Origin of the sequence: Bacillus sp. FSL K6-0138, from assembly GCF_037982765.1 — a bacterium.
In the GTDB taxonomy this organism is placed as follows: Bacteria; Bacillota; Bacilli; order Bacillales; family Bacillaceae; genus Bacillus; species Bacillus glycinifermentans.
This window is the reverse complement of sequence record NZ_CP150286.1, coordinates 1018150-1044057: the sequence shown is the minus strand read 5'-3', so window position 1 is coordinate 1044057 and position 25908 is coordinate 1018150. Positions and strand designations below refer to the sequence as shown.

Genomic DNA, 25908 nt, shown 5'->3' with positions numbered 1-25908 from the left:
GGTTCTAGGCAGGAGCCCGTTAAAGGGGCTTCTGCTTTTTCGCTTTATTAAAAACTGCTCTTTAATCAAAGCTGTACCTTTCTTCCTTCCATGGATTACCCCTCATATGGTAGCCGTTCTTCTCCCAAAATCCCGGATGGTTTTCCTTTGTAAATTGTATGCCTCTCAGCCATTTGGCGCTTTTCCAGAAATAGAGGTGCGGCATGACGGCCCTGAGCGGAAAGCCGTGCTCGGGAGTGAGCGGAGCGCCGTTGTAAGAATGGGCGAGCAGCGAGGAATCCATCAAAAAGTCTTCCAAAGGAACATTTGCCGTCCATCCCTCCTCAGCGTGCAGGATGACGTACCGCGCTTCCTTAAGCGGCTTTGCCCTTTCCGCGATCTCCTTTGTTTTAACCCCTTTCCAGACATTATCGAGCTTCGACCATCCCGTTACACAGTGAATGTCATTTGTCACTTCGCTTTGCGGCATTTTTTTCAGCTCTTCAAAGGTTAACAGAAGCGGACATTCTACAAGGCCGTAGATTTGCAGATTCCATTTTGACAAATCGTGATAATCGGGGACGCTGCCCGCATGAAGAACCGGGAATGACGTTGTAACGTTTTGGTTAGGCGGAACTCTGTCAGACAAATTGTGCCGTTTTATTTTCCCGAAAAACATTCGATCTCCCCTTTTGTTAACTTATTAAAATTATAGGTTGACAAACTGTTTACCGATCTCTTACGATAAGTGTGTGAATGGCTTTCTAGGAGGAACAAACATGAAAAAGCAAAAGCTTCGCGCCGGTGACATGGCGCTTGTCGGAATGTTTGCCGCCCTGATGGGGATCGGCGCCAATATCACATCGTTTGCCCCGTTTCTGCAAATCGGCGGTATTCCGCTTACGATGCAGCCCTTCTTCTGCCTGTTGGCGGGCCTGCTGCTCGGACGAAGGCTCGGTACGCTTGCGATGATCGTTTATGCTCTCGTCGGCATTATAGGGGCTCCTGTTTTCGCGCAATTTTCAGCCGGGATTTCCGCTCTTTTCAAAGGAAGCGGCGGATTTATTTTATCCTATATCCCTGCCGCCTATGCCGCCGGATGGTTAACCGACCGTAAAGCCGAACCTGAAAACAAGCATTTTTTAGCGGCTGCCGTCATCGGAACGGTCATCATTTATATCATCGGTGTCAACTATATGTATCTCGCTTTTAAATATTGGCTCAACACGCCGGTACATTATGCCGCAGCATGGACATCAATGGTCTGGTTTTTCATCAAGGATATGGCATTCTCCATTCTGCTCGCCGCTCTTGCACCAAAGGTTTATCGCGCTGTTCAAAAAGGAGCCGGTTTTAACCGAAATGCCTCTTATTAAAAAAACAGAACCCCCTTCGAGGTTCTGTTTTTATTTTAACAAATTGAGAAAAAAAATCCCCGTACATGGGGGATTTTTTTCAAAGGACAGCCGCTGCGATCCAGCCAAACACGATGAGCGGAATATTATAAAAGATGAACGTCGGAACACACGTGTCCCAAATGTGGTGGTGCTGTCCGTCCGCATTTAAACCGGATGTCGGGCCGAGCGTACTGTCGCTTGCCGGAGAGCCGGCATCGCCTAAGGCAGCCGCCGTTCCGATAACGGCGATCGTTGCCATCGGGCTGAATCCGAGCTGCAGGCAGAGCGGAACAAAAATTGTCGTGATAATCGGAATCGTCGCAAACGATGAGCCGATTCCCATCGTTATCAGGAGTCCGACGATCAGCATTAAGAGCGCTCCGATTGTCTGGCTGTGATGGATCATACTCGTCGATGCTTCAACAAGCGATTTGACATCTCCCGTTTTGTTCAGCACCGCGGCAAACCCCGCCGCTGCAAGCATGACAAATCCGATAAACGCCATCATGTTCATACCGTTCGTGATCAATTCGTCGGCTTCGCCTCTTTTCATCACTCCGGATACGAGCAGAACCGCAAGGCCGCTCAGCGCACCGAAAATCATCCCGTCGACGTTTAAGCTCTGTGATAAGTAGAGCTGCACGGCCAAGGAAACAGCGATCGCCAGAAGTGCAATCGCGAGGCTCTTTTTCGTATAAGGCGCAGGCTTTTCGCCGGTGATTGCCTTTGTTTCGTATGTGCGGGGTTTACGGTATACAAAAATGGAAAGGATCATTCCGGCAACCATTCCCGCCACCGGAATGATCATCGCATACGGGATATCGTTCATCGAAACAGAAAGCCCCGCATCTTTCATATTATCGCGCAAAATCCCCTGGAAAATCTGTCCGAACCCAACCGGAAGCAAAATATAAGGAGCCGTTAATCCGAAGGTGATGACGCATGCGACCAACCTGCGGTCAACTTGAAGCTCGTTAAAAATTTTCAACAATGGCGGTATCATAACAGGGATAAAGGCAATATGGATGGGAACGACATTTTGTGAAAAACACGAAACAATTAAAATAACAAAAATAATTAATACTTTCGATAGCGTTTTTCTTCTTGTATCCCCTTCTTTGCCGACCAGCTTCACAGAAGCCTCGACCATCGCATCCGGAAGACCCGTTTTTGTCAAAGCAGCCGCAAATGCGCCGAGAAGCGCGTAGCTGACCGCTATCGTGGCATTTCCTCCAAGTCCGTCCGTAAACACACTGACCGTCTCGCCAAGGCTGAGACCGCCCGTCAGCCCGCCGGCAAGCGCGCCCAATACAAGGGCAATTACAACATTGACGCGCAGCAGGCTTAATATAAGCATAATGAAAACCGCAATCACAACTGCATTCATATAAGAAACCTCCGAAAAAACGCTTTAGTTTGCTAATGTAGTAGATAATTAAAGTAATGAACGTATATTATCATATTTTTAACTGCTGCGTCAATGAAGCTTTGATAATTAGAAATTTTTTCCGCAAACTAAAAAAACCTCTTCATTACTGAAGAGGTCAGCTTGTAGAGAAAAACATGTTTTTTCCTACAAGCTTTTTTATTTCATAAAATTTCTTGTTCATTTTTTAATCTTTATAAAAGGAAAAAGCCCTCCCACACACTTAGCCAAGCTTGGCTAAGTGTGTGGCAATCTTCTTCATATTCTGGCAAGCGGCGGTGAGGAGAACTTGTTCGCTCACATTTTGTTTTCCCCTCAACCGGCAGTAGCGAAGCCCATGCAGCTGTTTTGAATCTGCAAAGCTCCGCTCTATTTTTTCTTTTCTTTTTTTGTAGAGGATTTTTCCGGAGTCGGACAAACGATTTTGCCTGACCTTTTCTTTATGGTCCTCCCATATGTGTCTTGAGACGACCTTCTGGTGGTTTTTCGATCTTGTACAGTTTTCAAGCAGAGGGCATGAGACACACTTTTCAGGGTTGGACTTATAAAATCTGTTGCCTTTTCGATCTGTTGTTGAGTATAAGAGTGTTTGTCCGTTCGGACAAATGTACTGATTTTTTTCACGGTCATAATGAAACTTCCACTTCGGAAACAAACCTTTTGTAGGATGAAAGCGTCTATGAGCAATAACGCCAAAAATTCGACGGTCGGACAGTCCTTTACAGATTGGAGTTGTCAGATAGCCAGAATCAAGAGCGACGGCTTCAACTTGAAAACCAAATCGTGCGATTTGGTGGTCTAATCGATCGAGATAAGGCGCAGAATCATGGACATTACCGGGCGTTACATAGGCATCGGTGATGATATTGAATTTCATATCCGTTGTTCGGTGATCTAAATAGAAAAAACCTTCAGGTTTGTTTTCACGGTAAAGATAGCCGCTTTCGGGATCAGTTGTACTATGACGAATTTCCTTTTTAGTTTTCACCTCCTCTTTGGCTTTTAAAGGCTTTTTTCCGCGTGCTTCCCGATCTTCTTGGACGGCTTTATCCAAGTCCTTTATATAGTTTTGTGTATCCTGCTCAATCGTTTTTCGCGTATATTTATGCTTATTGGCATTGGCTTTGAGGTGAGTTGAATCTGTGAAAAGGACACGGCCTCCTACCATATCATGATTAATGGCCTGAAGAACGATCTCATCGAAAATGTCTTGAAAAATGGTCGTATCTTTAAAGCGTGTACGTCTATTCCAACTGATGGTTGAATGGTGAGGAACTGGATCGTTGATGTTTAACCCTAAAAACCATCGGTAAGCCATATTATAGTAAATTTCTTTTTCGAGCTGTCTTTCTGAACGGATACCGTAAAGGTATCCGATAAACATCATTTTGAATAAAATCAACGGATCAAGTGAGGGGCGGCCTTTATTTTCGCTGTAGTAAGGTTTAACCTTTTCAATGATAAAAGAGAAATCGATGTACTTGTCAATTTTACGAAGCAGGTGATCCTCTTCAACAAGCTGATCAAGCAATACAAATTCAGCTTCGTTCTGGGAAGAATTCCTTGTGTAGAACATGAACAGACACCGTCCTTTTAGAAGGCTTTTCTTTATTATAAAATGGTGAAATGGATAATTTAAGGGAAAAATGAAAAAGGCTGTCGATTTTCTCGACAGCCTGACCTCTTCATTACTGAAGAGGTTTATAAATTTCCGTCAAACCGTTCGACAAATGTGACAAGGGTTCTTACCATTACGCCCGTTCCGCCCTTCGGTCCGAAGCATGTGCTCCCATTCGCCGTTGCCGTGCCGGCTATGTCAAGATGCACCCATGGCGTCTGCTCTGCGAATTCCCCGAGAAACGTCCCGGCCATGATGGCGTGCCCTTCTCTACCCGGTGAGTTATTCAAATCGGCCATTTGGCTGTTTTTTACTTTCTTCTTATCCTTTTCTGTGATCGGAAGCTGCCAGATCGCTTCACCCGCTTCTTCAGCCGCCTGACGCACCTGATCATAAAGCTTGTCGTGATTCGTCATCGCTCCTGTCGTATCGGTGCCGAGGGCTACGACAACGCCTCCGGTAAGCGTTGCTACATCGATCAGTACGGAGGCTCCGTGATGCTTGGCATATGTCAGGGCATCGGCAAGAGCAAGCCTTCCTTCAGCATCCGTATTTAAAATCTCAATCGTTTTGCCGCTAAGCGACACAATCACGTCATCCGGCTTCATGGCGCTTGCGGAAATCATGTTGTCTGTAGAAGGTATCACGGCAAGAACGTTTTGTTCAGGACGCAATTCGCCGATCGCTTCCATCGCGCCTAGCACACTGGCTGCTCCCCCCATATCCGACTTCATGCCGACAATGCCGGACTTCGTTTTCAAGGAGTAGCCTCCCGTATCAAACGTGATCCCTTTGCCGACCAAACCGATGACGTCGTCCCACGTATCTTTCCCCTGGTATTTTAGCACGATCATTTTCGGCGGCTCATCAGATCCTTGATTGACTGCCAGCAGTCCGCCCATGCCGAGCTCTTCCATGTCGCGCTTTTCGAGGATTTCACATTCAAATTCGTATTTGGCGGCAAGCTCGGCTGCGTATGATGCAAGATCTGTCGCGGTCAGCATGTTGCCCGGCATGTTCACGAGCGTTCTCGCCGAATTCGTCGCGTGTCCATACACTTGGCCGACATGCAGGCTTGCCTGGATTTCCTTCAAATCATGGTCTGTAAGAACATAAACGTTTTGGAGAGGCCGTTCGGGTTCATTTGATTTATGTTTGTAATCTTGCACTTCATAGCAGGACAGCATGCACGATTCCGCCAAAGCATGTGCGGCATCGTTTGCATGAACCTGCTCCGAAACAAAGCTGTCGAGGAAAACCGTCACTTCCTGTTTCCGGTCTTTGTGAATCATTTGTACAGCTTCGGCAAAGCATTGCTTCGCATCATCAAACGTAAATTCGGCTTCCCGCCCCAATCCGACGACATACAGCCGTTTGACTCCGGGAAGTGACGGGGTAAATATTTTAGACACTTTCGCTTTTTTGGAAGATACGTCCCCGTCCTTTAACAGCTGTGAGAGCTGACCGTGTAAAAGGCGGTCAATCTCTTCGGCTTTTCCGTACAATTGGCTTTTGTTAAACAGTCCGAGCAGCAGCGTTTCTTTTTGTTCAAAATCGTGAAAGGCATAAAACATGTGATCACAGCTCCTTACAAGCAGAGTGAGTAAAAATGAGGCAACAATGTTATAATAGGAAAAACATTTTTCCTAATTGCATTCCATATCTTTATTTTAGCAAATAAAACGCTGAATTCATCTTTATTTTCCTTATAGAAAGGATGTTCTAGAAAATGGAAATCCTCAAAAACTTTCCCGTACTGGCAAGCTTCGCAGCTATTCTTTTCGCTCAGTTTATCAAAGTGCCCATCTTCTTCTTCGTCTCCAAAAAATGGGATTGGCGGCTTGTGACAAGCACAGGAGGCATGCCGAGCTCGCATTCGGCGGCCGTCACGGCGCTTTCGACGGGAATCGCGCTTGAGCACGGGATGGATTCGTCTTTGTTTGCCGTCTCTTCGATCTTTGCCGTGATTACGATGTTTGACGCAACCGGAGTCAGAAGGCATGCCGGGGAGCAGGCCACCGTTCTGAACCGGCTTGTCAGCGACTTTAACCGCTTCGTCAATGAAGCGAAGGATTTCCCGAAATTCCAACAGGAAGAAAAGCAAAAAAAATTAAAAGAGCTGCTGGGGCACCAGCCGATTGAAGTCTTTTTCGGAGGGCTGACGGGAATCGCCCTGACGCTGCTCCTTGATTATTTATTTATGTAACATTAAAAAAACGTTTAAGCTCACCAGGAGCTTAAACGTTTATTCTTTTGCCATCTTATATTTCTGCCTGAATACCTGCATCGATTTGTTTTCGTTCAGCTTTGACAGGTCCTCTTCGGTCACGGAGCCTTTTCCTTTCTTGATGACATACACATCAAGGGTCTTCTTTCCCCATTCATTATAGACGTCTTCCACCGTTTCATAATACAGGTCAAGGCGGTTTCCTTTAATAGCCGATCCTGTGTCTGCCACTACGCCGTAGCCGTAGTCCGGAATGAACAAAATCGTCCCGATTGGAAAAACAGACGGATCTGCCGCAACTGTCGAATATAAATCCCTTTTGACCTTTACGCCGGAATATGTAACCCCGTATTCGGGATGATGGGGCTGTTTACCCGTAGATTCGACTCCGGCCGTGTACCCCGTCGCGACCACTTTTTGTTTCGGATATTTGCTCCAGTCAAAAGCATCCTCAAGCTTTTTCGGTTTGTTTTTCATTTGTTTTGCGGCTGATAATGACGTCTTGTCCGCTTTTTCTTTCGGAAGTGATTTAAACGTCAGATATAATTGTTTTAAGGGTAAATCCCGTTTTTTTGCCCAGTTCGATAAATCCTGCGCTTCCACTCCTGAGACCGCCAAGAAAGTCGTCATGAAAGCCAGGGCAAACAAAGCTGACATAAAGAAGCGCCTGAATAGAGTCATCGCTTTTTTCAATTCTTTCCACTCCTCTCACCATCTAGTTGTTTCCAACAGGAAAGAGAAATATTCAACCGGCGAGAGAGTTTTAAGAAAAGTATGAAAATTACCAATGCAAAAAGCCTTCCTCAAATGCAATAGAAGGCTTAAAACATTTGATATCCTCTTTTTCGTAGCGCTTTGATCGTGACTCCGGAGAGAAGGGCCCCGGCCATCCCGCTTGCCAAAATCATGATATCCGCAGCCGCCAAAGAAGCAACGCGGTTAAGCAGTCCGGAAAACGCATCCCCGGGAGCCTCTACATAGCGGATCAGCTTTTCCTGATTGACAATGAAAAGGCATACAATCGGGTATATAACAGCCATAATCCAAGACATTCTAAGAAGCATGTTCAACAAAAAGCCAATGCCGAAAAACAGCACGAAAAACAAGACAATCGAAATGATAACGACAGGTAAACTAATCAAGCTTTCCACCCCCATGTAACCTCTTTTAGTTTACATTGGAGCAGGAAGATGAGTCAATCATTGGAAGGACAATTCAGCGGACTTTTCCTGTGCCCCGGCAGTTGCTGCACGTCTCTGATCCGCCGAGCAAAAGCTGGAAATACCCTTTGCCTGAACAAAATGTACACGATGAGCCAGAATGCTGAGCTGAAGAAGTCTTCATGATAAACACACCTTTTCCCAATTTTCAGATAATAATAACATGAACGCTGTCAATGATAAAGTGAGAAAATATAACGGATTATTCGATGTAAGCGCTTAAAGATTAAGTATTCTTGCTTTTTCTTTTGTTTTTAAAGTTTTAATCAGCCTGCAGCATCAAGCTGCAGGCTGTTTCTTAATTAGAAAAACTTGAACTTCCCTTTTTTCAGCACGAGCCCCGGTCCGCCGATCAGAAAAAGCGAGCGGTTGTCGATGATTTTTTTCATCATTGAAGCCGTCGTTCCCGTCATTTTTTTGCCGAATGCGACACCGATTGCATCGTGTTCGCCGAGGGAAGCGACAGAACCTTTATTATCAAACTGAAACGCCTCTGTCTCTTTGCCGTGTATCAATGCGGCGATGTTTTTAGCGCACGTTTCGCCCTGCTGCATTGAAATCTGGGCAGTCGGCGGGTATGGGCGGTCATTTTCCTCATTGATGACGAGCGAGCAGTCGCCGATGACGAAAATATTGTCATGGCCTTCGACCCTGAGATCAGGTTTCACTTTGACGCGGCCGCGCATGTTTTCGAATCCTGATTCTTCAATGACCGGATTTCCGCGGACACCTGCCGCCCATACGACCGTTCCGGCTTTTATTTCCTCAGTCTTGTCGTCCTTGCCGACGATGATGCCGTCAGGCGTGCATTCTTTTACAGCAGTGCCGATCTTGAATTCGACTCCTTTTCCTTCAAGATAGTTCACCGCGTAATCGACAAGTTCCGGATCAAACCCCGGAAGAACGGACGGCGCCGCTTCCACGCAGATCAAGTTGACCTTCTGGCGGTCAATATCGTATTCCCTGCACAATTCGGGGATGCGGTTGGCCAGCTCGCCCAAAAATTCAATCCCGGTAAAGCCTGCCCCTCCAACGACGATCGTCAGGCGCTCAGGACGTTTTTCTGCTTCTGTGTTATATGTTGCAAACTGATATTCAATATGCTCGCGAAGCTGGCGCGACGTGTTGATATTCGCAATCGGGAAAGCATGCTCCCGCAAACCGGAAATTCCAAACGTCTCAGGGATAGCCCCCAGCGCAACGACCAGGTAGTCGTATGACAGCTCTCCGGTTTCGAGGACGACTTTGTTTTCATCTTTATTAATTTTCTTTACCGTATCCTTTACAAAGCGGACACGCGATTGGTTGATGACGTCTTTGATCGGATAGCGGCATCTGTCATGATGAAGCGTCCCTGCGCTCGCCTCGTGCATCCATGTTGTTTCATAATGATAGTTGTGCTTATTGACAAGCGTAATTTCTGCTTCATTAACGCCGATTTTCTTGAGGAGTCTTGTGACAGTCATTAATCCTCCATAACCTGCACCTAACACTACTACTTTTGGCTTATTCAACGGAATCACATCCACCTTTTCTATATTTTACTGGCAAGCCGGATAAAAATAGCCTTTGGGTTATTTTCAACATGATGCCGGCTTTTTATCAAAAAAAGTTTGTGAAATCCTTCACTTTAAGAACACCAAAAAGCTGAATGCTGTCCATCTAATCGACGTAAAAGTTTCATAAAGATGTAACAATTTGTTCACAACTACATCATAGCGATTCATATTTGTTTTTTCAAGGTTCGATATGCTTGATAAAACGTTCGGGTTGATCAAACCCGGTAAGATTTTCTTACAAAGATCCTCGGAAAAATCCCGCACGCTCGTATTTATTTTATGTGATATGATATAATTAAGAACAATTTTCATTTAGGGGGCATTATTTTCATGCGTGAAGACTCAAAAGTATATGATATTACAATCATCGGAGGCGGCCCTGTCGGCTTGTTCACCGCGTTTTACGGCGGAATGCGGCAAGCGAGCGTCAAAATTATCGAAAGCCTGCCGCAGCTCGGCGGCCAGTTGTCCGCTTTATATCCGGAAAAATATATATATGATGTAGCCGGCTTCCCTAAAATCCGCGCACAGGAACTCGTCGACAATTTAAAGGAGCAGATGGCTAAATTCGACCAAACCGTTTGTCTCGAACAAGCCGTTGAAAGCGTCGAAAAACAGGCAGACGGAATCTTTAAGCTTGTCACAAACGAAGAAATCCATTATTCAAAAACGGTGATCATTACAGCCGGAAACGGCGCATTCAAGCCGAGAAAGCTTGAACTCGAATCGGCGGAACGTTTCGAAGGTGCGAACCTGCACTACTTTATCGATGATTTGAACAAATTTGCCGGCAGGCGCGTCGCCGTATTGGGAGGCGGAGACTCTGCCGTGGACTGGGCGCTCATGCTTGAACCGATCGCGAAAGAAGTGTCCATCATTCACCGCCGCGACAAATTCCGCGCTCATGAGCACAGCGTAGAAAACCTGCACAACTCAAAAGTCAACGTGCTGACCCCGTTTGTTCCGACCGAGTTGATCGGCGAAACAAACATTGAGCAGATCGTGATTGAGGAGGTCAAAGGAGAAAGAAAGGAAATCCTTGACGTGGATGATGTCATTGTCAACTTCGGATTTGTCTCATCCCTCGGCCCGATCAAAAACTGGGGGCTTGAAATCGAGAAAAACTCCATCAAAGTCAAATCCACGATGGAAACGAACATCCCCGGCTTCTATGCCGCCGGCGACATCTGCACATACGATGGGAAGGTCAAGCTGATTGCCAGCGGATTCGGTGAAGCACCGACAGCCGTCAACAATGCAAAAGCTTATATGGACCCGAAAGCGCGCGTTCAGCCGCTTCATTCCACAAGTATGTTTGAAAATAAATAATAAAAAGGAGCCTGACCACCGGCTCCTTTTTATTTCAACAGTCTTATATACGAAAAGATCGTCCCCAAAATCAGGACAACCGTCAGCACGCCAACAATGCCTGCAGTACCCAGGATGATACGGTCTTTGATTTTATCAGCTTTTGGCAGAGGATCCTTGCCGCCGCACGCTTCGCATACTTTTGAACTGTACGGAATCAGCTGATCGCAATGTCTGCACTTGATCTTTTCTTCCATGGTTGCACTCCTTTTCAAATGTCGGGCTTAAGTTCCAAAAGGAAACTTGTCCAGTATAGAATAACAAATGAACGAATAGAATGTCTTAAGATTCACAAAATATTCTTACATGCTCCATAAAAACCCTTGTGAGGAAGTGACGTTATGTCTTACTACAACAATCGTAATCAAGAACCTTTGCCGAAAGAAGATGTCAGTACATGGGAGTGTACGGCAGAAGACTGCAACGGATGGATGAGAAAAAACTTTACGAGCAGCGAGCGTCCTTTATGTCCTCTTTGCAATCAGGAAATGGCAAGCGGCACCCGCTTCTTGACGTCGATCACCAACAATACAAGCAACCTTCACCGCCTCTTCAACCGAAAATAAAACACCCTTTCCGGCCCGCTCACTGCAGCAGGGTTTTGCGTGCATTTTTAGGCGGACCGGAGCGTTCGCATGCATATGTAAGGGTCGCCATGTGAGCAGAAAAAAATACGCCTTTCTTCGCGATGGAAGAAAGGTGCATTTTTCGTTAGTTTATTACCAGCCTCTTCCCCATAATACAGAGGCGCGGCCGTACAGTGCGATGGGGCAAGGGCTTTCCGGTTAATTTGCGGTCCTCAGATACAAAAGGAAATGAACAGCGTCTATTCCTCGCTTCTCTACAGCTTCCAAGGAAAAGCGCAGCATATCAGCGAAAGCGCTCAGTAGCTTATTAATACGGAGGTAGACGGAGAAAGCTTTGTAAACGGGTTTAAGAAACGAGTTAAAGGCGCCAAATCGGCGTCTTATTTTTATAATCATTTTTTAATTTTTTCCACTTTTCTCCTTTTTATATAGTAATATGTTTTAAAAAAGGAAATAAAAAGGGAGAGGTGGAATTGAAACAGTTGATACCCTCGTCGAAAGTCGGGGTTAAAATCCATGAATGGTACAAGATGGTGAGACAATTCAGTGTTCCAGATGCAGAAGTTCTAAAAAGAGAAGTTGAGAAGGAAATAAACGAAATGGAAGAAGATCAGGATTTACTCCTTTACTTTCAGCTTATGTGTTTTCGGCACCAATTAATGTTAGAATATTTGGAACCCTCTAGAAAAAGAAAGAAACGGCCTTCAATACAGGAATTGTTAAGTCGGAACCGCGAGAAAATTTAAACGGCCTCCTTAGGTATTACTCATTTTTCTTTAAAGGAATGTATGAGTTTGAGCAAAAACAGTACATCAAAGCAATAGAGTTTTATAGAAACGCAGAAAAACAGCTGTCTTATGTTCCAGATGTTATCGAGCAAGCAGAGTTTCACTTTAAAATGGCTGAAGCATACTACATCATGAAACAGACTCACGTATCCATGTATCACATACTAAGGGCCTTGAAAATATACAATAACCATGAACTTTATAACGTGCGTAAAATTCAGTGTTTATTTGTTATTGCGGGTAACTATGATGATTTAATGTGCCAAGATAAAGCATTTCCGCATCTAAAAAACGCACTTGAATTAGCAAAGCAGATAGGAAATAAGAGGCTCATTAGCTCCGCATATTTCAATATGGCAGACTGTTATGAGTGTATGGGAGATTTAGATACAGCGGTTGAATATGCCGAAAAAGCTGTAGACATTAACATAAAGGAAGAATACAACAATCTTCCGCAATCCTTATATTATTTTACTCAGCTCCTTTTTAAACAAAAAGACTACAATCGTGCGATTGAAATGTTTCGAGTCGGCAGTCAAACAGCACGAAAATACAAAGATCCTCTATTCACTTTACTTTTTGAATACTTAGAGGCGCTATATATCTACTCCGTCAATAAAAATGAAATTTTAAACATATTTCAATATTTGGAGGAGAATAAAATATATGAGTACATAGAGACTTTGTCCCTTGAAGTTTCTAACCAATACCTTGAGAAAAAGGATCATCAGAACTCAGTTGAATTTCTTCATAAAATGATGTATGCCCAAACACAAATAAAAAGGGGCGACTGTTTATATGATTATTAAAAAATTGGTTATTTCCGTTTTAGCTACGGCGATATTATAAATAGCCATTAGCCTTGTTACAACCGATCATTCTAACGACATACAAAAATTGACCGAGAACAAACATATGCCCTAAAACAGGACTCTTTTTGTTTCTCGCCCTGTAAAGTGAAATATCGTAAACGCTTATGATACAGACGGAGATTACAAAAGAATCGTCCCTTTTTCACGCCACAGAAAAACGGCCTCCTTAACGATGAACTTAGTTTCACCGCTAAGAAGGCCGTATAGGATCGTTTTTATGCCTACTGTAAAGTGAATATCAACGGATTTTGAATTCAACGATTCGTTAATATACTATCAGCACTCTTCCGGCTTCCCGGCGTTCGCCGCCGTCCGGAATGAAGAACCGCAGCCGCACGATGCGATGGCGTTCGGATTGTCGATCGTAAAGCCTCCGCCCATCATCGATTGTTTGAAGTCAATGACCGTTCCGTTCATGATATCGAGGCTTTCCTGATCGATCAGCACGATGATCCCATGCTGAACGAATTCATTGTCATCGTCGTTTTTTTCGTGTTCAAATCCCATTCCGTATGAAAGACCGCTGCACCCGCCGCCTTTCACACCGATTCTCAAAAAAGCATTTTCCTCTTCATGCTCTTTCATCATATCTTTTATATGAAGGGCAGCCGCTTCCGTAATTGTAATCGTTTTTTCGCTCATGAATTAGCACCTCCTCCGGCTGTCATGTGCACCTCTATTATAAAGGGCCGTCATTTATTTCTCAAACAGGCTGTTTTCAAACGTAAAATACGCCTTCACACACCGTTTCCGCCGGGCCCGTCATCATGACGCGGCCGTCGTGCTTCCAATTGATGACGAGATCGCCTCCGGCAAGGTGGACGGTAATGTCCGTTTCCCTTTTGGCAAATCCGTTTAATACCGATGCAACCGCTGCCGCACAAGCCCCTGTTCCGCAGGCCTGGGTAATCCCTGATCCCCTTTCCCATACACGGAAGTGCAGCTCGTTTTCATTCTCCACTTCGACAAATTCAACATTGACGCCTTCCGGAAACCTCTCGTCTTTTTCGATCATAGGTCCCATCGTATTAAGCGGTGCCTCCTCGATATCGTCCAAATAAAAGACGATATGTGGATTCCCCATCGAAACAGCGGTTCCTCTCATTTCCCGGCCGCCGAATTCCATCGGTTCGTTGATCGTGTCAGACTCGCCGTCTCCGAGCATCGGAAGATCGGATTTGCGGAGGCGCGGCTCACCCATATCGACCGTAGCCGAAACGACTTTTCCGTCTTTTACCTCGACCTCGGCTGTCACAAGACCTGACAGAGTTTCAATGAAAAATGTCTTCTCTTTTACAAGTTTATGTTCATAAGCATATTTTGCGACACAGCGCAATCCGTTTCCGCAATTTTTGCCTTCAGAGCCGTCGCTGTTGAAAATCCGCATTTTAACTGGCGCTTTGTCAGATGGGCAGATCAAAATCATTCCGTCCGAACCGATGCCCGTGTAAACCGAGGATACTTTGACGGCAAGCTCCGGCAGCATCTCCTCAGGGAGTTTTTCTTCAAATTGGTTAACATATATATAACTGTTTCCTAAACCGTGCATTTTCGTGAAGCGAAAAAAATTCATAGCGGCCTCCAACATTTTTTTATTTCTTTTAGTATAAAAGCTGAAAGGATCGGACACAATATGAATATCCCCCGTTTTTCATACATAAAAGCTCTCTGCTTCCATTAGCAGGGAGCTTTTATCATGCGGCAACATGAGAAAACGGGATCGCCTTTTGATCCCGCTTAGATAAATTCATTTTCTTCGATGAATTTATATATGTTTTCGACCAATTCGGCCGGATTATCCCCTGAGACCATTTCCCCGTTTACAAGGGCGAATAATGTCTGCATGCATTGACCGCAATAACTTAGACAGCCGTACTCGATAACGTCTAAATTCGGGTCTTTCTCCAATATTTCTTTTGCCTTTTGAGAGCCTTGGGCAAGATTGCTGACGCAAAATTCAACAATTGGAAACACTATCATTCACCTCACATCGCATTTTTATCGTACCCTAATCCTCTCCGGTTAGTCAAAACATTGAGCTGATGAATAAAGCTTTTGTAACATATCAATTCCGTAAAAAAGTTTTACTAATTCTGTTATCATGGTGTATTTGTAGGTTATTTTCCGAGAAATATTGTGATTTTGCATCAAATTAGATATAATTCTAGAGGGTATTTACGTAGTTTTTTATTTTTGCAATGTAAAAAGATAACTTACTTGAATCTGAGGGGAAAAGGGGAATTAGCATGAGAAACTTAGTCTTGCTTGGCGGCGGTTACGGCAATATGCGCGTCATGCACCGCCTGTTGCCAAATCAGCTGCCTGATGATGTGATGATCACCTTAATTGACAAAAACCCTTACCATTGTTTAAAAACGGAGTATTATGCGCTTGCTGCAGGAACGATTTCTGATCATCATATCAGAGTGTCCTTCCCGGATCACCCTAAATTGCAGATTGAATACGGCAATATTTCCGCTGTCGATTTGAAGCAAAAAAAAGTGCTGTTTCATGACAGAGAGCCGATTTCCTACGACGATGCAGTGATCGGCCTCGGCTGTGAGGATAAATATCACAATGTTCCCGGAGCGGCTGAATATACGTACAGCATTCAAACGATCGACCAATCCCGCAGCACGTACCAGGCGCTCAACAATTTATGCGCTGAAGCGACCGTTGCTATCGTCGGGGCAGGACTTAGCGGCGTGGAACTCGCAAGCGAATTGAGAGAAAGCCGGGAGGACTTGAATATTATCCTCTTTGACCGGGGGGAATTTATTTTGTCCAGCTTCCCTACCCGGCTCAGCAAATATGTTCAAAGCTGGTTCGAAGAGCACGGGGTCAACATCATTAACCGCGCCAACATTACAAAGGTGGAGGAAGGCATCGTTTACAACCACGATGATCCGATTCGCGCCGATGCGATTGTCTGGACCGCCGGCATCCAGCCGAATCAGATTGTCCGCGACCTCGACGTGGAAAAGGATGCACAGGGCCGCGTCGTCCTGACGCCGCACCACAATTTGCCGGGAGATGAGCACGTCTATGTCGTCGGCGATTGTGCAAGCCTTCCGCACGCCCCAAGCGCACAGCTTGCCGAGGCACAAGCGGAACAAATCGTCCAGGTCCTTGAATGGCGCTGGAAAGGCGAAGCTCTTCCTGAAACGATGCCGAAATTCAAGCTGAAAGGCGTCCTCGGCTCGCTCGGGAAAAAAGCCGGCTTCGGATTGGTAGCTGAACGACCGCTGATCGGAAGGGTTCCGCGCCTGTTGAAATCCGGGCTGCTGTGGATGTATAAGCATCATAACGGATAAGGTTTCGCGGGATTTTTAATTCAGGCAAAAAGAGCTCATCTGTCATGATGAGCTTTTTTTTGCAGGCCGTTCAGCGGCTCTTTCCCTTCAGTCATTCGTTTTACTTATTGTTTTGCAATGTAACGCTTTTCAATCATTCTAAAGCTTATTTCCGATCAGCGCTAAACACGGCCCGCATATTCAGTTTTTTCATATCAATCCATTCATCACAATCCCTTTAAAAAGCGCATCATGTGCCCGAAAGCGGTTTGTGCAGACTGCCGATCGTATGTCATGGAATACGGATCGGCAAATCCGTGCAAGCCCGCTAATTTGTGCGTCTCTATCCCTTTTTCTTTTAACGCAGCTCGCAATTCATCAACGCAAAATGACCGCTCCTCTTCTGGAAAAAACAGCATCACCGGGCATGCAGGGGTCATGTCCAAGTAATCTCTTATACGGGAGCCGTAGTATCCGACCATTCCGCTGACATGCTCTTCTTCACTGCACAGCCAGGCTGCCGTCGCCCCCACGCTGAAACCGACGATGATCACTTTTTGATATCTGTTTTTCAATTGACTGATGATCGTTTTTATTTTTTGGGAGGCGTCGACAAAACCGACATTCTCTGTGAAGTGTGTGTATGCGGCTTTCTCGTCGGCATAATCGAATGTTGTTTCCTGATTGAATACATTCGGGCAAAACACGTCAAAGCCATAATCAGAAAGCGCTCGCCCAAAATCCAATATATGCCGGTTTACGCCGTATATTTCGTGCAGTACGATGATGGCTGAATCGGAATTTTTCTGGAAATGCATCATATTGTAAAGGCCTCCCGTTACCTCAAAAAAAGGCGCCGTGAAGGCACCTCAAAATGGACGGCGTCAGCTTAATGCCGGTTTTGCAGTTTTTTCTTTGACAGGATCGGCTGATGCAGTTCCTGTGAAGCGATCAAGAAATATCGCTCTTCCTGCAAGCTGCTTTGTGGATGAATGCTCAAGAAAAATGGCTCGTCCGGCAAACTCGGCGTTTCCTTTTGGTTGGGGCACAAAGCTGGCTGCGGCAAGGCTGGCGACAACGGCCGCCGACACGGCGGCAAGCATCTTCTTCACTTTAACTCCTCCGTTCTTTTCAGGATTTGGTCTCTTGCATGATGAGACTCTTCAAAGTATTCGGCCGCATGTTTTGCATCACCATTTTTTTTATAGAAAAGCGCAATGTCCAATGTTAATTCTGCTATATCCGTCCAAAGATTAATCGTTTTGAGGTATTCTAAAGCATGTTCGACTGTAAGCGAATCGTGTTCATCATACAGAGCATGGATAAGTCTAAATTTCGACAAATATTCCCTTTCTCCTGCTTTTTTTGCACGAGAAAAACCTTTTTTATACCATTCGCGGGCTTCATGAAAACGTTCTGATTTGTACAGGACATGCGTCAATTCAAACATGGAGTGGATTCCGTATACAGATTCTTCATGATCTTGCAGGCGAAGCGCCTCCTTAAAGTGCGTTTCCGCCATGTTGAGAAGGTCGCGGCTGACGCAGCTCAACCCTAAATTGTGATGAGCCATGCCGATGAGGGTGTTATTTTCGATCTGTGTTGCGTCTTTTAAAGCCTGCTTGTAGTGTTTTTCCGCTTCGTCAAAACGAAATAAATCGAGTTTATTCGCACCTAAAATCATTTCGCTGCTTATCGCTTTTTGAATATAGTCATCATGCGTTTTGAAGGTTTTTAAGGCAGCTGTCGCGTGGTTTAAGGAGAAGAAATTTTGTTTGATTTGGTAGTAGGCGACCGCCATTTTGTAGTGGAATTCGGCATTTTCGATCTGATCGGGGATTTTTCTGAGCTTGTTCTCTGCGAGTTTGTAATAATTGATCGCATTTGTGTAGTCCTTTTTATGAAATTCGTACATGCCGGCAAAAAAGAAAAAATAGTATTCGATCATGTCGTCCGTGCTTTGCATATCTGCTTTTTGATGCTGAATGTCTTCAAACAGCCTGTTTGAGGCGGCAAATTCTTCTGTCAGCAGCTTATGCCGGTAGTCTAAAAGGTTAAAATAGAGCAGCAAATCTTGATTTTCCTCCATGTTCGGAAGCTGATTCTCGATGTCATACTTTATGGAGACCGCCTGGGATATTTCATGGCGCTTGATCATGACGTACCATTGATTCAGCATTTTGGCGACTTCTTCATACGCAATTTTTGTTTTCAATCGATTATCATTCCCTTCTTCTTTATTCATTTTCCTTTTTATGGGTTGTCTTTCATTTTACAGAATCGAGCATTTTTTGACAATCCATTTTTCTAAATATTAGCAAAATTTCCTAATATCACTTATAATTCTTTTCCATCACTTAATTTTTGACAATATCATAAGCGATGCTTTAAACTTATATATGTAAAGTGTTACATGTTTATATTTACATTGAAAAGGAGCTGTTCATATGAATCAGGATGTGCAAGATTTTGTCGGAAGCCACATGATCTATACTTATGAAAACGGCTGGGAGTACGAAATTTACATTAAAAATGATCATACGATCGATTACCGCATTCACAGCGGCATGGTTGCAGGCCGCTGGGTCCGGGATCAGGAAGTCAACCTCGTCAAACTTACTGAAGGCGTGTACAAGGTATCTTGGACAGAACCGACAGGCACTGATGTTTCGCTGAACTTTATGCCAAAAGAAAAACGCATGCACGGCATCATTTTCTTTCCAAAATGGGTTCACGAACGCCCGGACATTACCGTCTGCTACCAAAACGATTATATTGATTTAATGGAAGAGTCCCGTGAAAAATATGAGACATATCCAAAATACGTCGTTCCTGAGTTTGCGGACATCACGTTTATGGAAAACGCAGGCGCAAATAATGAAGAACTGATTTCCAAAGCGCCGTATCCAGGAATGACGGATGACATTCGCGCCGGAAAACGGGTGTAAACATGAGGCTGAAGGATCCCTTCAGCCTTTTTTATATAAGGACTGGACTTTTGACAAATCGTTCAGCAGCGCTTTAATGTCCGCCTGTGACAAAGGTACAAGCATTTGGTCGTAAAGGGTGATGATCTGCCCGTCTGCTTCATCTTCATGCTGCTTCAAATATTGCTGCAAGGCTTCAAGCTGGTTTTCCTTTAAACTGGTCTGCGTGTGGAACTGCTTAACTTTTTTAAGAGAAAAGACGTTCATCTCCTGATCAAAATCACCGGAGACGATCTGCCCTTCGATGAAAGACATGTGTACCACTCCTGCACGTTTTTCATCAGTTTGCCCGTTTTTCTCAAAAAAGAGCCATAAAAAAAACAGCAAGGTTATGACACCCTTGCTGTTTTTTATATCGCCGGCTTATATCCCTGCTTTTCCATTTCCTTATACACGTCCTTCAGCTTCGGATTTCCTTCGCCGACGACTTGGTCACCGACGAGGACCAACGGATAGAAGTATTCGTCATTTAATATTTTTTGCGTTATCTCCAGTTTTTTCGGATCGTTCTCAGGAGGCTGATGAATATCGATGTACGTAATCGTGAACGGCTGGCCGGGATACTTTCTTTTGAGTGCGGCTTCGAGCCATTCGTACGTTTCTTTTGATGACGGAAGGTTCACACAGCTCGGACAAAGAACATCTGCGCCGTAAACAAAAAGTTCGGCTTGTTTTGTCATATCAACACGCTCCTTTCCCTTTTTTTATTTTAGTCTATTTTCGCCCCGCTCTCCATAAAAATCGTTTTTTGTCTTTGGGGGCAAATATGATATAATAGGTGGGAAAACGCTGAAACTAAACAATAGCTTTTTATTGTTCGACTGAATATAATGGTTGTATGATTTGAAAGGAGCGATATGAATGGCGACAGAAGTCGAAATGAAAGAACAGGTGCAGGAAGTGCTGGACAAACTTCGTCCGTTTTTGCTTCGTGACGGCGGTGACTGCGAGCTTGTCGACGTTGAAGACGGCATCGTAAAGCTTCGTCTTCTCGGCGCATGCGGAAGCTGCCCGAGTTCCACGATCACGCTTAAAGCCGGAATCGAGCGCGCGCTCTTGGAAGAAGTTCCGGGCGTTATTGAAGTAGAACAAGTATTTTAATAGCAAAAAGGCTGCCAAACAAAAGTGGCAGCCTTTTTTATTTACAAGTGGCTGTCAAACCATCCGGCGATATATTGCAGCCGCTTGATGCGCTGCTTCGGGTGGCCGCTTCGCGACAAGTCGTGGGACGCGTTCGGAAATCTGACAAACTTTACGTTCTTCCCCATTTTTTTCAGCGCTGTAAACAGCTGTTCAGCCTGTTCAATCGGACATCTGTCATCGCGTTCGCCGTGAAGGATCAAAAGCGGGGTTTCAACCCTTTCGGCATATTTCAGCGGCGAACGGTCCCATAGTTTGTCCGGATCTTCAAAAAGGTCTGCTCCAAGCTGCCAATCCGTGAAAAAGTAGCCGATGTCGCTTACGCCGTAAAAGCTGACCCAGTTGGAAATCGACCTCTGCGTCACCGCGGCTTTAAAGCGGTTCGTATGGCCGACGGCCCAGTTTGTCATAAAGCCGCCGTAGCTTCCGCCTGTGATTCCGAGTCTGTCCTGATCAATAAAATCGTGATGCGCGAGAACATGGTCAACGGCTGCCATGACATCGCCGAAGTCTCCGCCTCCGTAGTCGCCTCTCACTTTGTTGACGAAGTCCTGGCCATAGCCGTGGCTTCCCCTCGGATTGACATAGACGACTGCGCTGCCTTTGGCGGCGAGCACTTGAAATTCGTGAAAATAGGCGTTCGCATACATCGCGTGCGGTCCGCCGTGAACCTCTAAAATGAGCGGATATTTTTTTCCTTCCTCAAAGCCGGCCGGCTTCATCAGCCACCCGTGCACCATTAAGCCGTCGGCCGTCTCAAATTGAAATTCTTCAGGTGTTGAGATGATGTGCTCCTTAACGAAATCCTCATTGGCATCCGTCAGGCGCTTCGCTTTATCTTCGCCCAATGCAATATCATACAGCTCACTCGGCCAAACGGGCAGGGCGATCGAAGCGGCAAACCCCGTTTCATCCGGACGGAGGCTGAATCCGTTCAGATGCTCTTTTTCCAGGCGGACCGGGTAGGCGAGGCCTTCTGTTGATATGTAATAAATGCCCGTTGCTCCCTGATCGGTCCCGATCACGTAAAAACCGTTGCCATCCTTCGTCCAAGCCGGTTTTGGCAGTACACCTCCGACAAGGCTGTCCCCTGCGACCGCATCGTTTAAATGAACGTCAAGCATCTCGGTTAGGCATGTCAGCTCGTCTTTTTCAAAATCGTACATCCAGGCTTTATCAAGCGTCGCATTTTGGAACTCTTTTTCGTGCCCTAAAAAGGCAAGGCGTTTTCCGTCAGGAGAAAAAGACAGGGATGAAAAGATCCCGTTTTGTCCCGTCAGGCGTTTGAGCTCTCCGCTTGACAGCGTCATCAAGTAGACGTCGTTTACACGGTTGTCATCTTCTTCGGTCAAATTGGCGCAAAAAGCGATTTTCTCCCCGCAAGGTGAAAACGCATGGCTGACATGATCCCTTTCGCATGCGGTGATTTGCTTCATGTCCCCCGTTTCGATCTGGACGAGGACAAGCTGCGTATATTTCCCCCTTTTAAAGCCCTGCCCGTCTGCTTTATATGTTAAGGAATCGACTTCCAATGGTTCGTGGTCTTCGATTTCGGGCTTTTTTTCGTCTTTGACGCTTTCGGTTTTCGTCAGCTTGACAGAGCAAAGCAAGTATTTTCCGTCGGGCGACCATTCAGGCTGCACGACGTCATAAGGAATGTCTGTCACTTTTTTCGCTTCGCCTCCAGCCGTATGGATCACATATACCTGTGACGAATCATCCCGGTTTGATGTAAATGCGAGCATCCTGCCGTCAGGCGACCATCGCGGATGCTGATTTCTTCCTGTTCCGAACGTCCATTGCGCCGTTTCCTCTGTTTCGGTATCAAAGACCATGATATGCGCATCATACGAATCTTGTTTTTTGTTCACTTTTGTTTGTACATAAGCGAGTTTTTTGCCGTCAGGCGAATATTGGGGATCTGTAACCGATGCGAGCCTCGTAATGTCTGCTTCCGTTATGAGCTGCTTCAATCGCGATTCTCCTCTCTTGTTCAGTGTCTATACTCTATTTCGACTTCCTAAATAAAAATCCTTGTTTTCCCGGCAAACTAAAAAAGAGCCTGTAAAAGCTCTTTTTAGTCGGCTGGGGATGCGCTTTTCACCGGTTTTCTTTCGACGGCTGCTCCTGTGTCCGGCACATGGAGGCAGTCGACTTCACAATGCGGAAACTTTGACGCGAGCCTGGCTTTCAGTTCTTCTCCTTTTCCTTTTTCAATAAAGGAGAGAATCGTCGGTCCCGCGCCGCTCAAAGCCGTTCCATATGCGCCGCACAACCCGGCTTCATGCTCGACCTTGGCAAGTTCGGGAACGAGCGCCCTCCTGTACGGCTGATGAAAAAGGTCTTTTTTCATCATGTGTCCGACGAGGTGCCAGTCCTTTGACATGAGCCCGGCCACAAGCAGATTGCTGACTGCACTTGCCTCGACCGCTTTTGAAAATGTGAGGCTTTCCGGAAGAACGTCCCGCGCATCTTTTGTCAGAACTTCGTAAAAAGGAATGACAACGACGACATCGATGTCTACGTCCTTGATCGAGACAAGCTGTGTCTCGTCCTTCTCGTGAAGTCCGATGACAAGGCCTCCTGAAAGCGAAGCCCCGGCATTGTCGGGATGTCCTTCTTCAAGGCTTGCAAAATGCAGTTTATCGCGTACAGACAGCTTTAAGTCAGCCAGTTCGTTTGCAAGCTCCACGGCAGCGGCAATCGCAGCCGCACTGCTGCCGAGCCCGCGGGCAAGCGGGATGTCGCTCCACACTTTGACAAGGCACGGCGAAAGCTCTTTTCCAAAATGGGCGGCAGTCCGCTTGGCTACTTGATAAATCAAATTTTCCGTTCCGGCGGGTATACCTGCCACGATGTCTGTTTCAGCTTCAAACCGCCACTCGTCACAAGGAAAAACAGACAGCTTTAAATAGCGTGATAGCGCCATTCCGACTGAATCAAAACCCGGACCCAGATTGGCAGTACTTGCCGGAACCGTAATGGAAATCAGCATGTCAGCCTCTGTCATACACGTGCGGCTCCTTTTAAGTGCTCAAGAATTTTTTCCTCATCTGTCGGCAGTGTGACCGGTTTGATGTTTGAGACATCGATGGCTGTATTTGGATCTTTCAGGCCGTTTCCGGTTAAGACGGCAACGACTTTTGCCCCCTGCTGAATTTCTTTCGTTCTCAGCTGCTTCAGCACGCCGGCGACTGACGCGCAGGAGCCCGGCTCGGCGAATACGCCCTCTTCCCTCGCCAACAGCCGGTAAGCGGAGAGGATTTCCTCATCTGATACTTCATCGATTTTTCCGTTTGATTCGTTTGCCGCATTGACCGCCTTGTCCCAGCTTGCCGGATTTCCGATTCGAATCGCCGTCGCAACGGTTTCCGGATTTTCTATCACCCTGTTTTTTACGATCGGAGCAGCGCCTTCCGCCTGAAAGCCGCGCATGACGGGCAGACCTGTGCCGTGTTTTTCATGGTATTCTTTAAAACCTTTCCAGTATGCCGTAATATTTCCCGCATTCCCCACCGGAATCGCAAGGATATCAGGGGCGGTGCCAAGCTGCTCGCAGATTTCGAACGAAGCCGTTTTTTGCCCTTCGATCCGGTAAGGGTTTACGGAGTTCACCAATGCAATCGGCTCTTTTTCACAAATGCTGCGGACCATTTTCAAGGCATCGTCAAAGTTACCGTCGATTGCGATGATTTCAGCCCCGTACATGACGGCTTGAGCCAATTTTCCAAAGGCGATTTTTCCGTCCGGAATGATGACGATGCACTTCATGTTGGCGCGGGCCGCATACGCCGCAGCGGCAGCTGACGTGTTTCCCGTCGAGGCGCACATGATCGTATCATTGCCCTCTTCCTTCGCTTTAGCAACAGCCATCACCATCCCGCGGTCTTTGAAGGAACCTGTCGGGTTGACGCCTTCGGTTTTCACATAAAGCTCGATGCCGAGCTTTGCAGATAAGTTTTTCAAGTGAATGAGCGGCGTGTTTCCTTCGTTCAATGTCAGCCCCGGCGTCTTGTCTGTTACAGGAAGATAGTCTTTATATTGGTGAATGAGTCCTTTCCACATTAGCTCCAACCGTTCCCTTCTACTCGATAAGTACTTTTGACCTGATGAACGACTTCAAGATCGTCCAGCTTTTTCAAAATGTCTGAGAAATCTTCTTCAGACGTATGATGCGTGACGATGACGATTTCAGCCAGGTCGTCATTGTCTTTGATCGGAAGCTGCAGGATCTTTTCAAAGCTGACCCCTCTTTCCGAAAAAATCGCGGTGATTTTTGAAAATGAGCCGACCTGGTCTTTGACATGGATTCTTAAAAATTGCTGGGCAAAAATTTCAGCAGGCGACTTCATTTTTTTCTCAAACTGCGGATCGACAAAGCTGCGGCCGTTTACACCGAGGCGCATGTTTTTCATGACGGACACCAAATCTGAGACAACGGCGGTTGCAGTCGGCATGCTGCCCGCCCCCGGTCCGTAAAACATCGTCTCTCCGACGGCTTCCCCGTATATGTAGACCGCATTGAATTCGTTGTGAACCGAAGACAGCGGATGATGATCGGGAAGCAATGTCGGCTGAACGCTGACTTCGACTTTTTGGCCGTCGCGCTGGGCGATGCCGATCAGCTTCATCGTATAGCCGAGCCGTTTGCTGAAGTTGATGTCTTCATCAGATACCTGGGAAATCCCCTTTACTTTAACGTCTTCAAGGTCGACATTCATGGAAAAGCCGAGCCTTGCCAAAATCGCCATTTTCCTTGCGGCATCTAAGCCTTCCACATCGGCGGTCGGATCAGCTTCCGCGAAGCCGAGCCGCTGCGCTTCCTTCAGCACCTCTTCGTATGGGGCCTTTTCTTTGTTCATCTTCGTCAGGATGAAGTTGGTTGTTCCGTTGACGATTCCCATCATTTTCGTGATTCTGTCTGAAGCAAGGCCGTCCTCAAGCGTCCGTAAAATCGGGATTCCTCCGGCAACGCTCGCCTCAAAATAAAGGTCGCAGCCGTTTTCCTTTGCCGCAGCTAAAAGCTCTGACCCGTAAAGGGCAATCAAATCCTTATTCGCCGTCACGACGTGTTTTTTTGCGCGGAGAGCGTCAAGCAAATACCGCCTCGTCTGTTCGATGCCCCCGATGACCTCGATGATGACATCCACTTCCGGATCTTCTATCACATCATAGGCTTCCGTCGTCAAAACCTCTTTGGGAAGCTCGACATCTCTTTTTTTATCTTTATCTTTAACTAGCACTTTTTGGATGGTGACAGGGCATCCGACCTGATGCACCAGTTTGTCCTGATGATCCTGGATGATTTTCACCACCCCGCTCCCGACTGTTCCTAAACCAAGAAGCCCGACTCGTATCGCCTTCACTAAAATTCCACCTTTCTATCCGATCGTCCATTCTAAAAGGACATTTGTAATTGCAACGCAGACATTTGAGTTACAAACATT

General features: G+C 46.0%; 27 protein-coding genes and 2 pseudogenes. 8 read left to right on the top strand and 21 right to left on the bottom strand.

Going from position 1 to position 25908, the window contains the following annotated elements:
* Window positions 1-61 precede the first annotated feature (61 nt).
* Entirely contained in the window at window positions 62-658 is a 597-nt protein-coding gene (locus MHB78_RS05750) for a sulfite oxidase-like oxidoreductase (RefSeq protein WP_046131713.1), read from the bottom strand.
* A 100-nt stretch (window positions 659-758) separates the two neighbouring features.
* Between MHB78_RS05750 and MHB78_RS05745 the strand changes: the two genes are divergently transcribed.
* Complete coding sequence (locus MHB78_RS05745; RefSeq protein WP_046131714.1) at window positions 759-1355, top strand: biotin transporter BioY; 597 nt, start codon at window positions 759-761, stop codon at window positions 1353-1355.
* A gap of 79 nt (window positions 1356-1434) precedes the next feature.
* Here the strand turns inward: MHB78_RS05745 and MHB78_RS05740 are convergent, their stop codons facing one another.
* From MHB78_RS05740 to MHB78_RS05730, 3 genes are all read right to left on the bottom strand, one after another.
* Window positions 1435-2763, bottom strand: coding sequence for a Na+/H+ antiporter family protein (locus MHB78_RS05740; protein ID WP_046131715.1), 1329 nt, complete (start codon window positions 2761-2763; stop codon window positions 1435-1437).
* A 262-nt stretch (window positions 2764-3025) separates the two neighbouring features.
* The gene (locus MHB78_RS05735) at window positions 3026-4378 is read right to left on the bottom strand and encodes an IS1182 family transposase (RefSeq protein ID WP_046131917.1); all 1353 of its coding nucleotides are present in this window, start codon (window positions 4376-4378) and stop codon (window positions 3026-3028) included.
* A 125-nt stretch (window positions 4379-4503) separates the two neighbouring features.
* A complete protein-coding gene (locus MHB78_RS05730) occupies window positions 4504-5994 on the bottom strand; it encodes a leucyl aminopeptidase (protein WP_046131623.1) in 1491 nt (496 codons plus the stop codon).
* 155 nt (window positions 5995-6149) lie between these two features.
* Here MHB78_RS05730 and MHB78_RS05725 point away from each other — a divergent pair, with 155 nt between their 5' ends.
* Window positions 6150-6626 (top strand): divergent PAP2 family protein, encoded by a 477-nt coding sequence (locus MHB78_RS05725; RefSeq protein ID WP_046131624.1) that lies wholly within the window; start codon window positions 6150-6152, stop codon window positions 6624-6626.
* 39 nt (window positions 6627-6665) lie between these two features.
* Here the strand turns inward: MHB78_RS05725 and MHB78_RS05720 are convergent, their stop codons facing one another.
* The 4 genes from MHB78_RS05720 to MHB78_RS05705 all read right to left on the bottom strand — a co-directional run bounded on the left by MHB78_RS05720 (window position 6666) and on the right by MHB78_RS05705 (window position 9387).
* Window positions 6666-7328: a 3D domain-containing protein gene (locus tag MHB78_RS05720; protein ID WP_046131657.1), complete on the bottom strand. Its 663-nt coding sequence runs from the start codon at window positions 7326-7328 to the stop codon at window positions 6666-6668.
* A gap of 140 nt (window positions 7329-7468) precedes the next feature.
* A complete protein-coding gene (locus tag MHB78_RS05715) occupies window positions 7469-7789 on the bottom strand; it encodes a YuiB family protein (RefSeq protein ID WP_046131658.1) in 321 nt (106 codons plus the stop codon).
* Between the two features lie 73 nt (window positions 7790-7862).
* Entirely contained in the window at window positions 7863-7991 is a 129-nt protein-coding gene (locus MHB78_RS05710; RefSeq protein ID WP_161797075.1) for a YuiA family protein, read from the bottom strand.
* A gap of 178 nt (window positions 7992-8169) precedes the next feature.
* Complete coding sequence (locus MHB78_RS05705; RefSeq protein WP_161797076.1) at window positions 8170-9387, bottom strand: NAD(P)/FAD-dependent oxidoreductase; 1218 nt, start codon at window positions 9385-9387, stop codon at window positions 8170-8172.
* A 369-nt stretch (window positions 9388-9756) separates the two neighbouring features.
* On the opposite strand from MHB78_RS05705, the gene yumC reads away from it, so the two are divergent.
* On the top strand, window positions 9757-10755 hold the full coding sequence (gene yumC / locus MHB78_RS05700; RefSeq protein WP_046131626.1) for a ferredoxin--NADP reductase 2: 999 nt from the start codon (window positions 9757-9759) through the stop codon (window positions 10753-10755).
* A gap of 29 nt (window positions 10756-10784) precedes the next feature.
* On the opposite strand, the gene MHB78_RS05695 is transcribed toward yumC, so the two are convergent.
* Entirely contained in the window at window positions 10785-10991 is a 207-nt protein-coding gene (locus MHB78_RS05695; RefSeq protein WP_046131627.1) for a hypothetical protein, read from the bottom strand.
* A gap of 144 nt (window positions 10992-11135) precedes the next feature.
* On the opposite strand from MHB78_RS05695, the gene MHB78_RS05690 reads away from it, so the two are divergent.
* Window positions 11136-11360: a cold-shock protein gene (locus tag MHB78_RS05690; RefSeq protein ID WP_046131628.1), complete on the top strand. Its 225-nt coding sequence runs from the start codon at window positions 11136-11138 to the stop codon at window positions 11358-11360.
* Window positions 11361-11854: 494 nt separating this feature from the next.
* Window positions 11855-12978: pseudogene (locus tag MHB78_RS05685) on the top strand (Rap family tetratricopeptide repeat protein).
* A 339-nt stretch (window positions 12979-13317) separates the two neighbouring features.
* Here MHB78_RS05685 and MHB78_RS05680 read toward each other — a convergent pair.
* From MHB78_RS05680 to MHB78_RS05670, 3 genes are all read right to left on the bottom strand, one after another.
* Complete coding sequence (locus MHB78_RS05680; protein ID WP_046131630.1) at window positions 13318-13683, bottom strand: iron-sulfur cluster assembly accessory protein; 366 nt, start codon at window positions 13681-13683, stop codon at window positions 13318-13320.
* 76 nt (window positions 13684-13759) lie between these two features.
* Window positions 13760-14614, bottom strand: a complete 855-nt coding sequence (dapF, locus tag MHB78_RS05675) for a diaminopimelate epimerase (RefSeq protein WP_046131659.1) — start codon at window positions 14612-14614, stop codon at window positions 13760-13762.
* A gap of 164 nt (window positions 14615-14778) precedes the next feature.
* Entirely contained in the window at window positions 14779-15015 is a 237-nt protein-coding gene (locus tag MHB78_RS05670) for a YuzB family protein (RefSeq protein ID WP_046131631.1), read from the bottom strand.
* Window positions 15016-15287: 272 nt separating this feature from the next.
* On the opposite strand from MHB78_RS05670, the gene MHB78_RS05665 reads away from it, so the two are divergent.
* Complete coding sequence (locus MHB78_RS05665; RefSeq protein ID WP_046131632.1) at window positions 15288-16355, top strand: NAD(P)/FAD-dependent oxidoreductase; 1068 nt, start codon at window positions 15288-15290, stop codon at window positions 16353-16355.
* A 206-nt stretch (window positions 16356-16561) separates the two neighbouring features.
* On the opposite strand, the gene MHB78_RS05660 is transcribed toward MHB78_RS05665, so the two are convergent.
* The 3 genes from MHB78_RS05660 to MHB78_RS05650 all read right to left on the bottom strand — a co-directional run bounded on the left by MHB78_RS05660 (window position 16562) and on the right by MHB78_RS05650 (window position 18549).
* Window positions 16562-17155, bottom strand: a complete 594-nt coding sequence (locus MHB78_RS05660; RefSeq protein ID WP_046131633.1) for a dienelactone hydrolase family protein — start codon at window positions 17153-17155, stop codon at window positions 16562-16564.
* A 63-nt stretch (window positions 17156-17218) separates the two neighbouring features.
* A complete protein-coding gene (locus MHB78_RS05655) occupies window positions 17219-17437 on the bottom strand; it encodes a hypothetical protein (RefSeq protein WP_202049493.1) in 219 nt (72 codons plus the stop codon).
* Between the two features lie 5 nt (window positions 17438-17442).
* Window positions 17443-18549 (bottom strand): Rap family tetratricopeptide repeat protein, encoded by a 1107-nt coding sequence (locus tag MHB78_RS05650; RefSeq protein WP_046131660.1) that lies wholly within the window; start codon window positions 18547-18549, stop codon window positions 17443-17445.
* A 244-nt stretch (window positions 18550-18793) separates the two neighbouring features.
* Between MHB78_RS05650 and MHB78_RS05645 the strand changes: the two genes are divergently transcribed.
* A complete protein-coding gene (locus MHB78_RS05645; RefSeq protein WP_065894769.1) occupies window positions 18794-19282 on the top strand; it encodes a phenolic acid decarboxylase in 489 nt (162 codons plus the stop codon).
* Between the two features lie 21 nt (window positions 19283-19303).
* Here the strand turns inward: MHB78_RS05645 and MHB78_RS05640 are convergent, their stop codons facing one another.
* Both MHB78_RS05640 and MHB78_RS05635 read right to left on the bottom strand, forming a co-directional pair.
* On the bottom strand, window positions 19304-19576 hold the full coding sequence (locus MHB78_RS05640) for a hypothetical protein (RefSeq protein WP_046131661.1): 273 nt from the start codon (window positions 19574-19576) through the stop codon (window positions 19304-19306).
* Window positions 19577-19671: 95 nt separating this feature from the next.
* Entirely contained in the window at window positions 19672-20001 is a 330-nt protein-coding gene (locus tag MHB78_RS05635) for a YuzD family protein (RefSeq protein WP_046131636.1), read from the bottom strand.
* Between the two features lie 84 nt (window positions 20002-20085).
* Between MHB78_RS05635 and MHB78_RS05630 the strand changes: the two are divergent.
* Window positions 20086-20422, top strand: a pseudogene (locus MHB78_RS05630) (NifU family protein).
* 41 nt (window positions 20423-20463) lie between these two features.
* On the opposite strand, the gene MHB78_RS05625 reads toward MHB78_RS05630, so the two are convergent.
* The 4 genes from MHB78_RS05625 to MHB78_RS05610 all read right to left on the bottom strand — a co-directional run bounded on the left by MHB78_RS05625 (window position 20464) and on the right by MHB78_RS05610 (window position 25827).
* Window positions 20464-22434 (bottom strand): S9 family peptidase, encoded by a 1971-nt coding sequence (locus tag MHB78_RS05625; RefSeq protein WP_046131637.1) that lies wholly within the window; start codon window positions 22432-22434, stop codon window positions 20464-20466.
* A 104-nt stretch (window positions 22435-22538) separates the two neighbouring features.
* Window positions 22539-23471: a homoserine kinase gene (thrB, locus tag MHB78_RS05620; RefSeq protein ID WP_046131638.1), complete on the bottom strand. Its 933-nt coding sequence runs from the start codon at window positions 23469-23471 to the stop codon at window positions 22539-22541.
* Window positions 23468-24526, bottom strand: a complete 1059-nt coding sequence (gene thrC / locus MHB78_RS05615; protein WP_046131662.1) for a threonine synthase — start codon at window positions 24524-24526, stop codon at window positions 23468-23470. Before thrC ends, thrB begins: the two co-directional genes overlap by 4 nt.
* On the bottom strand, window positions 24526-25827 hold the full coding sequence (locus MHB78_RS05610) for a homoserine dehydrogenase (protein WP_046131639.1): 1302 nt from the start codon (window positions 25825-25827) through the stop codon (window positions 24526-24528). Before MHB78_RS05610 ends, thrC begins: the two co-directional genes overlap by 1 nt.
* Window positions 25828-25908 lie beyond the last annotated feature (81 nt).